The sequence below is a fragment of the Geothermobacter hydrogeniphilus genome (assembly GCF_002898515.1).
In the GTDB taxonomy this organism is placed as follows: Bacteria; Desulfobacterota; Desulfuromonadia; order Desulfuromonadales; family Geothermobacteraceae; genus Geothermobacter_A.
The window spans coordinates 113329-126144 of sequence record NZ_PPFX01000003.1; the positions used below are offsets into that span (position 1 = coordinate 113329).

Below are 12816 nucleotides of genomic sequence, written 5' to 3' on the forward strand. Positions count from 1 at the left end.
TCCGGCTCCCGCCGTGACATGAAAACAAGGTTTGGTTTCAGGCGCGCTGCGCCCGCGGTGTATGGGTTTTCTTCAGCAACCACGACAGCAGCAGTGAGGCGAGCGCCAGGACCGCAAAAATGATGAATCCCCGCGCGTAACCAACGCTGCCGAGGCCCTTGGCCATCGCCCCGAGCAGCGGCGGAATGGCGAAGCCGCCGAAGGCGCCAAGCCCCCCGACCCAACCAGCGGCTCCGCCGACGGCGTCCGGGACTTCCTGCGGCACCAGCTTGAAGACCGCCGCGTTGCCGACTCCCATGCCGACTGCCATCAGGATCTCACCAACCACCGAGAGCGGCAGGGCCGCTGAGAAGCTCATCAGCAGGGCGCCGGCCAACATGACGGCCATCGACCCGATAGCGGTATTTTCTCCGCCGAGCCGGTCCGACACCTTGCCGCCGTAGACCCTGATCAGGGAAGCGAGAATCGAGTAGAGCGCGGTCAGGAACCCGGCGGCGACGGCGCTGACCTTCAGGTAGCTGGTCCAGTAAACCGGTAGCCAGGCGGTCATGGCGATGAAGCCGCCGAAGGTGGTGAAGTAGATGGCCACCAGCACCCAGGTCTTCCAGGTTCTCGCCGAATGCCCAAGGCTCGCCTTCAGCGAACCGGCCGGAAACAGCTCCTGCCCTTCCCGGCGGGCAATCTCCTGCGCCTTCTCATCCCCTTCGCCCCCGGCAACGGCCTGGAAATAAGGGGCATTGCGCCCGGTCAGGAAGTAGAGTACGGTCCCCAGCCCCAGAAACAGCAGCCAGGCCAGGTAGGAACCACCCAGTTTCAGCGAGGACAGGGCCAACGGCAGCAGGAAGGAAAAGATCCCCGGCGCCAGGTTGCCGACCCCAGCGTAGATGCCGAGCGCCTGCCCCTGCCGGGACATCGGAAACCAGTAAGAGACCTGGCCGATACCGACCGAGAAGGTGGCGATTCCGCAGCCGCAGAGGACCCCGAGCAGCAGCAGCAGCGGGTAGAGCCCCGCCGTCATGCCATCCGGGTAGCGGGTGAAGATCACCAGGGTCAGTCCGAGCATCCCGAGCAGGGACAGGACCATCAGCACCAGGAACGGCTTGCGACCGCCGGTGGTATCAACCCAGGCGGCGAAGGGAATGCGCAACAGAGAACCGGACAGGGCCGGGGCCGCCACCAGCAGGCCAATCTGCGCCGGGCTGAGCGGCATCACAGCCTTGAACTTCCCGGCGGTCGGGCCGAACAGGGCCACGGCGGCGAATCCGAAGAAGAAGCCCAAGGTGGCACCAAACAGTCCACTGGAAGATGTTCCCTTGATCTGGCTCATGACGGGTCTCCTTTCAGGAACAGGGGGAAAAGGATTCATCCCAGCCGCGCGCGCCGCCGGTACCAGACCACCACCTGGTAGGGACGGCTGAGGTAAGTGAAGGGGACGCTGACCACATGCACCAGGCGCGAGAAGGGAAAGATCGCCAGCAGCAGAAAACCGTTGAAGGCGTGCAGTTTGACCACCGCCGGCATCACCGCCAGATACTGGATGTCCGGCCGCAGAGTCAGCAGCGACCAGAGCCAGGGCGAGATGGTGTGCGCGTACCAGAGGCCTCCCCAGCGCAGGGTGGTGGCGATGATGACGCCGGTCGCGACCTGCAGCAGCAGCAGAATCAGCAGCAGCCAGTCGGCCCTGGTGGTGACCGCGCAGAGGCGGGCGTTTCCGGCCCGACGGACAATCAGCAGCAGCAGCGCCAGCAGGGTACAGATCCCCAGCGCCATGCCGGTCGCCTCCAGCAGCAACAGCCGCAACGGCGCCTCGAGCAGCGCGTCCCAGGCGCCCGGCACCAGGAAAGCGAGGAAATGGGCCAGCAGGATCAGCAGAATGGCGTAATGCCAGGGAACCGAACCCCAGAACAGCGCCTTCTTCTCCAGGAACTGGGACGACTGGGACGACCAGGAATAGCGGTCAATGGTGTAACGGTAGATGCCGACGGCAACCGCCAGGGCGACGGCGACATAGGGGAAGATGCCGAACAGAATCAGATCCATCATGAGTCACACTCCTTCTCCGGCCCCGCGGCCGATCCCTCGGCCGCAAGGGGAAGATTGAGAAAGCTCCGCAGCGCCTGCAACAGGTCGAGATACGGCTGCTCCTCGCCGTCGAATCCGGCGACCAGCTTCTCCAGCGCCGGGCGCAGACCGTCAGCGATAATCTCGTCACGGCAGGCCTGATCGTCGGTGCTGCCGAGAAAACGCAGCATGGTCACCAGGTGGTCCGGCAGTTCGCTTTCGTCCGAAAAACCGTGTTCACGATAAAGCTTCTTGAGCTGCATCAGGAACAGGATGCGGGCCTGGCTTTCACCGCACAGCTGGTAGCCGACGTAGGGATGACAGCTCGGCTGCAGGTCGAAGCAGGAGGTATAGACCTCCTCGACCCGGGACGGGGCCTGTTGTTCACGGAAGGCAGCGAAATTGTGCAGCATTTCCGCAGCCTCGGCCGCGACCGGCTGCAGCGTCGCGGACAGGGAATCCAGGGTCGTCAGCTGCGCTTCGTCGGGATAGGCGAGCAGCCCGGCAAACTGGCGGCAGATTTCCTGGTGCTTGGGCAGTTCCAGCATCCTCACCACCTCCTCTTCGGTGCCTTGCGGCTGCCGAAACCCATGCCCTGCTTGTATTCTTCCGGATCCATACCGGCCTCGATCGCCTGTTCACGCAGCATCGGCGGCACCACGATCCGTTCCGTGATGCGGGTCAGAGCGGTCATCCGGTAGAGGGCGTCGATCTGGTCTGTGGTGAGTCCGGCCAGCTCGGCCGCCTTCTCCACTTCGGCGGCATCGAGGTCACCGACCGACACCGAACGACGCTGCATACGGACGGCGATCAACCGACGATAGACCGCCTTGACCTCCTCTTCGTTGCCGCCGGCGAACAGCCCGGCCAGGTACCTGATCGGCAGCCGGGCCTTTTCCAGAGTCGTGAAGAACTCGTCAGCCAGCTGTTGCCGACCCTGGTTTTCCCTGGAAATCACCGGCAGCATCGGCGGCACATAGAAGAGCATCGGCAGGGTGCGGAATTCCGGATGCAGCGGCAGCGCCACGGCCCACTGCTTGACAAACTTGTAGACCGGCGATTTCCGCGCCGCCTGCAGCACCTGCTCGGGGATGCCCGCCCGGCGGGCGTCGGCCTGAACCTGCGGGTCGAAGGGATCAAGAATGATGTCGCGCTGGGCGGCGGCCAGATCACGGTCTTCGTTGAGGGCGACCTCCTCGATACGATCGGCATCGTAGAGCAGCACCCCCAGGTAGCGGATGCGACCAACGCAGGAATGGAAGCAGGCCGGTGCTTCCCCGGCCTCCTGGCGCGGGTAGCAGAGGATACATTTTTCACTCTTGCCGGTGGTCCAGCCGTAGTAGGTCTTCTTGTAGGGGCAGGCGGAAACGCACATCCGCCAGCCGCGGCACTTGTCCTGGTTGATCAGCACGATGCCGTCCTCACCGCGCTTGTAGATCGCTCCCGACGGACAGGAGGCGACACAGCCGGCATTGAGGCAGTGGTTGCAGATGCGCGGCAGGTAGAACATCACCATCTTCTCGATGGCGAACATCTGCTGCTGTTCCTCGTCGCTGAGCTTGACCACGCCGGGATCATTGGCGGCGTAGACGTTGGAGCCGGAGAGATCGTCGTCCCAGTTGGGACCGGCCTCGATCTTCATCGGCTTACCCGTGACCATCGAAACCGGCCGCGCTGTCGGCTGGTCGTTGCCGGCCGGAGCGCTGATCAGGTCACCATACTTGTAGGTGAACGGCTCGTAATAGTCATCCATGTCCGGCAGGGCCGGATTGTAAAAGATTTTTCCAAGCAGACCACCGCGGCCGCCCAGCTTCAGCACCGCCTCCGCTCTCTCCCAGCCGCCCCGGTACTGCTCCTGGTCCTCCCAGCGGGTTGGATAACCGGTTCCCGGCTTGGTTTCGACATTGTTCCACCACATGTACTCGGCGCCCTTGCGATCGGTCCAGAGGTTCTTGCAGGCGATGCTGCAGGTGTGGCAGCCGATGCACTTGTCGAGGTGGAAAACCGATGACACCTGTGCGCGAATATTCATGGTTTATCTCCTGATAAATCCCATTTTGTTGTCATGCCCCGTCCGCCCCGGGCTAATACAAGATGCGCCCCTACGGTAATCACATCCATCCACCGTCCGTCCGCGTAGGGGCGATCCTTGTGATCGCCCTGGACCCTTGTGATCGCCCCGGGTTCACCATCCGCCTCGGGCGAATACAAGATTCGCCCCTACGGCAACATATCCCATCACCATTGCGGCTCCCCGTCCAGCCTGCGCACCCTGATGAAGGTGTCGCGATTGGCACCGGTCGGGCCCCAGTAGTTCCAGCCGTAGGTGAACTGGCCGTAACCGCCGAGCATCAGGTTCGGCTTGAGGCGGATGCGCGTCAGGCTGTTGTGCCCGCCGGCCCGGCGGTTGCCCCGTGACGGCGATTTGGGAACACCGACGGTCCGTTCCGGGGAATGATAGAGGATGCAGATCCCGCGCGGCAGGCGGGCGCTGACCACCGCCCGGGTGACGACCACGCCGTGATCGTTGCAGACCTCGACCCAGTCATTGTCGACCACGCCGATCTCGGCGGCATCCTGGTCGTTGATCCAGAAGGGATGGCAGCCGCGCGACAGGGTCAGCATGCGGTGGTTGTCGCCGTAGGTGCTGTGGATGCCCCACTTGCCGTGCGGCGTCAGGTAGTTGAGCATGATGCTCCTGCTGTCGCCCGGCGTCACCAGCAGATCCTGCAGGGAACTCGGATCGGCTTTCGGCTTGTAGGTCGGCAGGTTCTCTCCGGCGGCGATATAGCCCGGATGATCAAGGTAGAAGTGCTGGCGGCCGGTCAGGGTGCGCCAGGGAACCAGCCGTTCGACATTCAGGCAGTAGGCCGCATAGGCCCGGCCGTTATTGCTCAGGCCACTCCAGATCGGGCTGGTCAGCAACCGCCGCGGCTGCCGGTCAAGATCGGCGAAGGTGGTGCGGACACCGCGGGTCGGCTCCGCCAGGTCGACCAGCGGCAGGCCGACCTTCTTCTCTTCAGCGGCGAAGGCGCGGCAGGCCATCTCGCCGTTGGTCTCGGGAGCGAGCTTGAGGATGATCTCGGCCGCGTCCCTGGCATCGACCAGACTGGGATATTTGCTGCCGCCCCACTCGACGGTATCCGGGCCCTGGGCCATCTCATCGTAATAGTCCTCGATCGACCAGGAGAGTCCGTGGGCGCCGATGCCGCCCCGGGCGCCGGGGCCGAGGGAGATGAAGCGATTGTAGAGGTTCTTGTAGTCCCGCTCGACCACCACCAGGGCGGGCATGGTCTTGCCGGGAATCGGTTCGCACTCCCCCTTGCTCCAGTCCCTGATCTCCGGCTGGGCCATTTCGGCCGGGGTATCGTGCTGCAGCGGCACGGCGACGATGTCGCGCACCGGCTCCGGCAGATGGGTCTCGGCCAGTTCACTGACCTTCTTCGCCAGCCCCTTGAAGATATCCCAGTCGCTCTTCGACTCCCAGCAGGGGGGTACCGCCGCCTGTAGCGGGTGGATGAAGGAGTGCATGTCGGTGCTGTTCAGATCGTCCTTCTCATACCAGGTCGCGGTCGGCAGCACGATATCCGAATAGAGCGCCGAGGTATCCATGCGGAAGTTGATGTCGACCACCAGGTCGAGCTTGCCTTCCGGGGCCTGCGGGTGCCACTTGACCTCTTTGACCGATTCCTCGGCGGTCTCCGGGGCGACGGTATTGGTGTGGGTGCCGAGGTAATGCTTGAGGAAGTACTCGTGTCCCTTGGCGCTCGACATCAGGGCGTTGCCGCGCCAGATGATCCACAGCCGCGGCCAGTTCTCCGGTGCGTCGGGGTCCTCGACGGCAAACTTCATCTTCTTCTCGGCCAGCTGTTTGACCGTCCAGTCAACGATCTCCTGGTTGCTGGCGGCACCGGCGGCCTCGGCTTGTTTCACCGCCTCGCTCGGGTTGCGGTCAAACTGCGGATAGAAAGGCAGCCAGCCGTTGCGCACCGCGCGCACCTGGTGATCCATGGTGTGCCCGGCGGTGATGGCGTTGTGCTCCGCGACCGGCTGGATGCGGGCCTCGTCGGCGGCCCGTTCGTAGCGCCACTGGTCGCTGTGAACATAATGGTAGGATGGCGCGTTCTGGAACCGCGGCGGCTTGTTCCAGTCGAGGGCGCCCATGATGGTGGCCCAGGGCGCGACCGGGGCGAGCTTCTCCTGGCCGACGTAATGGTTGAGGCCGCCGCCGTTCTTGCCGACGCAGCCGCACAGCATCAGCGAAACGATGCCGGCGCGGTAAAGCAGGTTGGCGTGGTACCAGTGATTGACCCCGGCGCCGATGATGATCGAACACTTGCCCTCGGTCTTTTCCGCGGTCAAGGCCCATTCGCGGGCGAACTGCACAACATTGGCGCGGTCGATGCCGGTGAACTTCTCCTGCCAGGCCGGGGTATAGGGGCTGTTCTCGGCGTCGTAGTCGGTCGGGTAATCTCCCGCCAGGCCGCGGTTGACGCCGAACTGGGCCATCAGCAGGTCATAGACCGTGGTCACCGCCACTCGGCCGCCGGTGGTCTCGATGTAGCGCACCGGCACCCCGCGCCGAACGCTGGAGGCGGCACCGAAATCATCGAACGCGACCTGCAGCTCGTCATCCTTTGCGGCGAGCAGCGACAGCGCCGGCGCGATGTCGCTGCCGTCGCGACCATCCTTCATCTGCAGGTTCCACTCACCCTTCTTCTCCTGCCAGCGGAAACCGAGGGTACCGAGCGGCATGCGCGGCGCGGCGGCCTTTTCATCCCAGACCAGGTACTTGAAGGCGGCATGCTCTTCGTCCCGATACCCCTTCAGGGCATCGGCGGCGAGCATCCGCCCGGCGTGGTAGACGCCATCGCGCTCCTCCAGCTTCACCAGGAAGGGGGTGTCGCTGTAACGCTTGAGGTAATCCATGAAATAGGGCGTCTGCGCCTTATGGTGGAATTCGCTGAGGATGACGTGGTTGACCGCCATCCAGAAGGCGCCATCCTGGCCGGCATGGCTGGGAATCCACCAGTCGGCGTGCTTCGACGTCATGCTGAAATCGGGGGAGAGGACTGTCACTTTCGAGCCGTTGTGACGAGCCTCGCCTAGAAAATGGGCATCCGGGGTGCGGGTCATGTTGACGTTGGAGCCCATGATGGCGATGTACTTGCTGTTGTACCAGTCGGCGCTCTCGGAAACATCGGTCTGCTCGCCCCAGATTTCCGGCGAAGCGTTGGGCAGATCACAGTACCAGTCGTAGAAGCTCAGGTTGACGCCGCCGAGAAGCTGCATGAAGCGCGCGCCGCCGGCGAAGCTGAGCATCGACATGGCCGGGATCGGCGAGAAGCCGACCAGCCGATCGGCGCCGTATTTCTTGATGGTGTAGACCGTCGAGGCGGCGATGATCTCCTCGACCTCGTCCCAGCTGGAACGGCGGAAGCCACCCTTGCCGCGGGCCTGCTGGTAACTCGTGCGGCTTGCCTCGTTCTCGACGATGGAGGCCCAGGCGGCCACCGGATCATCATGTTTGGCTCGGGCCGCCCGCCAGAGGTCGGTCAGCACGCCGCGCAGGTAGGGATACTTGATGCGCAGCGGGCTGTAGAGATACCAGGAGAAGGAGATCCCCCGCTGGCAGCCGCGCGGCTCGTAGGGGGGCAATCCTTCCTCCAGTTCGGGATAGTCGGTGGCCTGCAGTTCCCAGCCGACGATGCCGTCCTTGACATGCACGTTCCACGAACAGCCGCCGGTACAGTTGACGCCGTGGGTGCTGCGCACCACCTTGTCGCACTGGTTGCGGTTGCGATAGAACTCCTCCCAGGCCCGCGACTTCGGGTCGACGATATCCTTGATCCAGCTCATGCCTGTTTCCCTCCCCTGTTGCGGAACTGTTCAACCAGCGGCCGCCGGACCGCGCGCAAACGGCGTTGTCCGAGCAGACCGATGAGGCCGACAAAGATGACCAGCGCCGCTAGAACCGTCGCCGCGAGTCTCCCCACGCCCGGCAGGGCACCGGTCCTCGTGGCGGCGAAGAAGGCCCCGAGATCGGCCTGTTCCTGCTCCGTCAAGGGACGCTTGGCATAGATCGGCAACATGCTCGGAAAGGGCAGAGCGGCCAGCACCTCGGCCACGCCGTCGTCGCCGTAATCTTCGTTCAGGCTGCTCAGATCCGGCCCGAAACTCGCCCCCCCGGCAGCGCCGAATCCCGCCGCGGCGAAACCATGGCAGGCCAGGCAGGGAGCTCCCCCGTTGCTCAATGCCGCACTTCCGGAAAAAAGCCGTGCCCCGCGCGCCGCGTCGCCGGAAGCGGCCAGACAGCCGCCGGCCAGCAACACCCCCAGCAGCGTCACGACCATGGTGAGCGGCCAGCACCCACCCATCCCGCTTCGTCTGTTCATCTCTTGTCTCCTTCGGGCAGAATATGAATTCCTGATCCGGACAGAACACCAACCCGGCCGGAGGCTGAACCACGCAAACCGCCCCAGGTTGACATCCTCAAGCCAAGCACGTTTTCCGGGCTGTGCAACTATTCAGTTCGGAAAAGCGCGGGAAAATACGTTCTGAATGTTGTTTAGAACAGTTTTTTGTCGTGGTCTTTGACCGGGGTCAAAAAAACTAACCGGGATTGTCAAGGATGGCGTCGTTGAATGCCGATCGTTTTCATAAAAAATCGGCAATCCCGACATTTTACCCGTAAACGGGAATGATCTTGCTGAGAAAGGAAGTCTTAAAAACACCAGTGACAGGGCAACAGGTGCCCCGGATGGTCAGTCAGGTGGCAATTTTTGCCTGGAAAACCATGACCGTCTCTCCGGAACAGGAGTCCACGGAGGGGGATCAGATAAGAAAACTCAAATTCCGGTACTTTGGAATCGCGTCACGAAGTTCCTCCATGATATTGTCCGGCATTTGACTTTTCAATGTCTCGGCGGTTTTGAAGAATTTTCCCTTGAGTCGGTTCTGACGGTCGAGAAAATCTTCCAAAGAGGAGGGGTTTTCCTGGTTGAGGGAATAAAGCTTCAGATAAGCGGAATAGAGTTGGTCGAGAGTCTGGCGCGCGGCGACAGCCGGCTCCGGAGTTTCCCCAAGGGCCTCCAGAGCGGTATCAATAGCGCCCTTGACCTTGGCCAGCCGCTGCCGCTCTTTCTCCGCCGGCGGAGGAGCCAGAACGGCCATTGAACCTTCCTGTTTCCGCCAGGCGGCGGTCCGGGCGGCGGCGGCCTTCAGGTTCAGGTCGACACCTGATTTAATACCGTACAGCGCTATGACAAAATTGCGTGCATAGGCTTTCTGCTGCTGATAAGACCGGTACAGTCCAGTTGCCCCAACCGCCAGAACCACAACCAGAACCGCCAGGACGGAATAGGCCAGCCAGCGTCTGTCAATCCCCGAACCGGTTATTTTTTCAGCTTCGACTTTGAGCCTGACAGGTTCAGACGCCCTGCGAACCGGCTTCCGGGCAAGGAAAAAGCCGCTTCTCTGCTGTTTTCGTACAGCTGGCCGACCTTCCTGAACCAGAATGTAGGCGGGGAAAAAAGAGCCGCAATTAAGACACAGGTTTTCACACCCGAGTTCATGGCCGCAATCGGAACAATAGATATTGCCCTGTTTCCGGTAGACACGCAGGGTGAAATCTTCGCGGCCGACCCAGTATTTTTCGTTGCATTCAGAACAGTACTGAAATTCCCCCTCGACAGGGATTTCCAGTTCCTGAATCTCGATGGTCGCTTTACATTTTGGACAAGCGCACTGCATGACTTTCACCCATAATGAATCAAGGCGGCATGGCCTCGATAAGATCTAGAACGTTTCTCCCCTGCCAACCCAGCTGCCATCGCCGGCCCGAACAACATCATCCAGACTGGCCGGGTCCGAAATAACCTGCTGACTCACCCCGTCAGGACCGATGCTGTAGAGATCAAAATCGGTGTTCAGGTCGGTAAAGAACATACTCTGTCGCGGGGGCGTCCCACCGGCAAGATTGGCGTACTGATAAGGGTTCCCCCAGGGATCTTTCATCCCGCCCCGGTTGATGTCATTAAGCGAATTCGGGTAGCTGTCATTGCTGAGAGCGAAGGAAATAATGTCCTTTTCAATACTGCGGAGTTCGGACATGGCACGCGAGAACCTGGTCCTCTCAACAAAGCGCTTCATCTGCGGTATGGCGATGGCAGCCAGGACCGCAATAATCACCATGGCAACGATCAGCTCAATGAGTGAAAATCCCCGACAGCCGAATACCCCCTTCCGGACCACGAGGGAAGGTTCTTTTCGGGCCACCTTCGCCATCTCCTGTCCCGATATGTGTCGCTCAACCATTTTCATGTTCAATCCATAAAATTTCTTAACGCCAAAAAACTCCCGACCGCGTTTTCACAAGGCGCGACGAAAGGAAGCTGATAAAATTGGCCTTCCCTTTTGCAAAATTATCCGCACTTAAAAGCATTTTCCGTGCCCAATCCGCAAAAATACGCATCAACCAGGGTGACCTTATGTCAGCTGGATGATATTCTTCAAAGCGCAGTCCGGTGTGAAGTGATTGCAACCCCGACTTCATTCCCAAAGGATCATCCATGACCGGTCACAAATCCCGCCTGATCATCGTCGCCGTCGTCGTTCTGCTCATCGCGGCATTCTTCATCTTCGACCTCGGACGTTTTCTGACTCTCGATTACCTGAAATCCCAACAGGCCGCCTTCGACAGCTACTATGCCGAACATACCGTCCGCACCCTGGCCATCTACCTGGCGATCTACATCCTGGTCACCGCCCTGTCTCTGCCGGGCGCAACGGTCATGACTCTGGCCGGCGGGGCGATGTTCGGCTTCTGGGCGGCGATCCTGGTGGTCTCCTTCGCCAGCAGCATCGGCGCCACCCTGGCTTTTATCGTCTCGCGCTTCCTGTTGCGCGACTGGGTGCAGAACCGTTTCGGCGACAAGCTCGGAGCGATCAACGCCGGGGTCAAACGCGAGGGCGCTTTCTATCTCTTTTCACTGCGACTGGTCCCCCTGTTCCCCTTCTTCGTCATCAACCTGGTGATGGGCCTGACGCCGATGAAAGTCCGCACCTTCTACTGGGTCAGCCAGGTCGGGATGCTGGCCGGCACCGCGGTCTATGTCAATGCCGGCACCCAGCTCGGCCGGATCGAATCGGCGGCGGGCATCCTCTCCCCCGGTCTCGTCATCTCCTTCGTCATCCTCGGTCTCTTCCCGCTGATCGCCAAAAAGGTCATGGAAGTTGTCAAGACGCGCCAGACTATGGCGAGACACCCCAAACCGGAACATTTCGATTACAACCTGGTGGTTCTCGGCGCCGGCTCGGCAGGTCTGGTCACGTCCTACATCGCCGCCGCTGTCAAGGCGAAAGTGGCGCTGATCGAAAAACACCGGATGGGCGGCGACTGCCTCAATACCGGCTGCGTACCGAGCAAGGCGCTGATCCGCTCCGCGAAGATGATCAGCTACGCGCGACGGGCCGGGGAGTTCGGCCTGCGGAAGATGGAAGCGGAGTTCGATTTCGCCGAGGTGATGGAACGCGTACAGAGTGTCATCGCCAGGGTCGAACCCCACGACTCGGTGAAACGCTACCGCGAACTCGGCGTCGACTGCATTGAAGGCGAGGCGCGCGTCACCTCCCCTTACAGCGTCGAGGTCAATGGCCGCACCCTGACCACCCGGGCGATCGTCGTCGCCACCGGCGCCGCCCCCTACATCCCGCCGATCAAGGGGATCGAACAGGTTGACTACCTTACCTCGGACACCCTCTGGGAATTACGCGAAAAACCGGAAAGACTGGTCATCCTCGGCGGCGGGCCAATCGGCTGCGAAATGTCCCAGGCCTTTGCCCGCCTCGGCTGCGAGGTCACCCAGGTGGAAATGGCGGCGTGCATCATGGGCCGCGAGGATGCCGACGCTGCCGACTACATTCGGGGAAAATTCGAATCCGAGGGGATTCGTGTGCTGACCGAACACGTCGCCCGCGAGATACGGGTCGAAGACGGCAGGCAGGTCCTGATCTGCGACCATATGGGCAGCGAGGTACGCGTCGCCTTCGACCGACTGCTGATCGCCGTCGGTCGCCGCCCCAATGCCAAAGGCTTCGGACTGGAGGAACTCGGCGTCCGTCTCAACGGACGCGGCAACATCGAGGTCGATCCCTTCCTGCGCACCAACATCCCGACCATCTTCTGTGCCGGAGATGTTGCCGGTCCCTACCAGTTCACCCACACCGCCGGGCACCAGGCCTGGTACGCCGCGGTCAACGCCCTGTTCGGAGATTTCAAGAAATTCAAAACCGATTACCGGGTCGTCCCCTGGTGTACCTTCACCGACCCCGAGGTGGCCCGGGTCGGTCTCAACGAGCGCGAAGCGCGGCAGCAGGGCATCGCCTTCGAGGTCACCCGCTACGGCCTCGACGATCTCGACCGGGCGATCGCCGACTCCGAGGACCACGGCTGGGTGAAAATTCTCACCCGCAAGGGCTCAGACAAGATTCTCGGCGTCACCATCGTCGGTGCCCATGCCGGCGACCTGCTGGCGGAGTACGTCCTGGCGATGAAACACGGGCTGGGACTGAACAAGATCCTCGGTACCATCCACATCTACCCGACCATGGCCGAAGCCAACAAGATGGCGGCCGGGTTGTGGAAAAAGGAACACGCGCCGGAAGGTCTGCTGCGCTGGGTCGAAAAGTTCCACCGTCGACGGCGGGGAAAGGGTTCGGCACCAAACCCGGCCGAACCCGGCGGGGAAAACTGAA

Annotated in this window: 9 protein-coding genes; 1 reads left to right on the plus strand and 8 read right to left on the minus strand. The window is 61.9% G+C overall.

Translation table 11 applies throughout. The features are described 5' to 3' along the window. Positions 1-37 precede the first annotated feature (37 nt). The 8 genes from C2E25_RS02475 to C2E25_RS02510 form a co-directional block, all read right to left on the minus strand. The gene (locus tag C2E25_RS02475; protein ID WP_103114208.1) at positions 38-1327 is read right to left on the minus strand and encodes an MFS transporter; all 1290 of its coding nucleotides are present in this window, start codon (positions 1325-1327) and stop codon (positions 38-40) included. 35 nt (positions 1328-1362) lie between these two features. After that, positions 1363-2043, minus strand: coding sequence for a respiratory nitrate reductase subunit gamma (gene narI / locus C2E25_RS02480; RefSeq protein WP_103114209.1), 681 nt, complete (start codon positions 2041-2043; stop codon positions 1363-1365). After that, positions 2040-2609 carry a nitrate reductase molybdenum cofactor assembly chaperone gene (narJ, locus tag C2E25_RS02485; RefSeq protein ID WP_103114210.1) on the minus strand — a complete coding sequence of 190 codons (570 nt, stop codon included), beginning with the start codon at positions 2607-2609 and terminating at the stop codon, positions 2040-2042. Before narJ ends, narI begins: the two co-directional genes overlap by 4 nt. A gap of 2 nt (positions 2610-2611) precedes the next feature. Then, the gene (gene narH / locus C2E25_RS02490) at positions 2612-4093 is read right to left on the minus strand and encodes a nitrate reductase subunit beta (RefSeq protein ID WP_103114211.1); all 1482 of its coding nucleotides are present in this window, start codon (positions 4091-4093) and stop codon (positions 2612-2614) included. Positions 4094-4299: 206 nt separating this feature from the next. Further along, positions 4300-7920, minus strand: a complete 3621-nt coding sequence (locus C2E25_RS02495) for a nitrate reductase subunit alpha (protein ID WP_103114212.1) — start codon at positions 7918-7920, stop codon at positions 4300-4302. Beyond that, a complete protein-coding gene (locus C2E25_RS02500) occupies positions 7917-8456 on the minus strand; it encodes a hypothetical protein (protein ID WP_146032882.1) in 540 nt (179 codons plus the stop codon). Before C2E25_RS02500 ends, C2E25_RS02495 begins: the two co-directional genes overlap by 4 nt. Positions 8457-8895: 439 nt before the next feature. Beyond that, positions 8896-9813, minus strand: a complete 918-nt coding sequence (locus tag C2E25_RS02505) for a hypothetical protein (RefSeq protein WP_103114214.1) — start codon at positions 9811-9813, stop codon at positions 8896-8898. A gap of 45 nt (positions 9814-9858) precedes the next feature. After that, positions 9859-10338: a prepilin-type N-terminal cleavage/methylation domain-containing protein gene (locus C2E25_RS02510; protein WP_158247096.1), complete on the minus strand. Its 480-nt coding sequence runs from the start codon at positions 10336-10338 to the stop codon at positions 9859-9861. Between the two features lie 293 nt (positions 10339-10631). Between C2E25_RS02510 and C2E25_RS02515 the strand changes: the two genes are divergently transcribed. Beyond that, positions 10632-12815 carry an FAD-dependent oxidoreductase gene (locus tag C2E25_RS02515; protein WP_103114216.1) on the plus strand — a complete coding sequence of 728 codons (2184 nt, stop codon included), beginning with the start codon at positions 10632-10634 and terminating at the stop codon, positions 12813-12815. Position 12816: the final 1 nt, after the last annotated feature.

Excerpts from the sequence above, each read along its gene's own strand:
- C2E25_RS02475 (WP_103114208.1), bottom strand. The coding sequence starts at position 1,327 with ATGAGCCAGATCAAGGGAACATCTTCCAGTGGACTGTTTGGTGCCACC.
- narI (WP_103114209.1), bottom strand. The coding sequence starts at position 2,043 with ATGATGGATCTGATTCTGTTCGGCATCTTCCCCTATGTCGCCGTCGCC.
- narJ (WP_103114210.1), bottom strand. The coding sequence starts at position 2,609 with ATGCTGGAACTGCCCAAGCACCAGGAAATCTGCCGCCAGTTTGCCGGG.
- narH (WP_103114211.1), bottom strand. The coding sequence starts at position 4,093 with ATGAATATTCGCGCACAGGTGTCATCGGTTTTCCACCTCGACAAGTGC.
- C2E25_RS02495 (WP_103114212.1), bottom strand. The coding sequence starts at position 7,920 with ATGAGCTGGATCAAGGATATCGTCGACCCGAAGTCGCGGGCCTGGGAG.
- C2E25_RS02500 (WP_146032882.1), bottom strand. The coding sequence starts at position 8,456 with ATGAACAGACGAAGCGGGATGGGTGGGTGCTGGCCGCTCACCATGGTC.
- C2E25_RS02505 (WP_103114214.1), bottom strand. The coding sequence starts at position 9,813 with ATGCAGTGCGCTTGTCCAAAATGTAAAGCGACCATCGAGATTCAGGAA.
- C2E25_RS02515 (WP_103114216.1), top strand. The coding sequence starts at position 10,632 with ATGACCGGTCACAAATCCCGCCTGATCATCGTCGCCGTCGTCGTTCTG.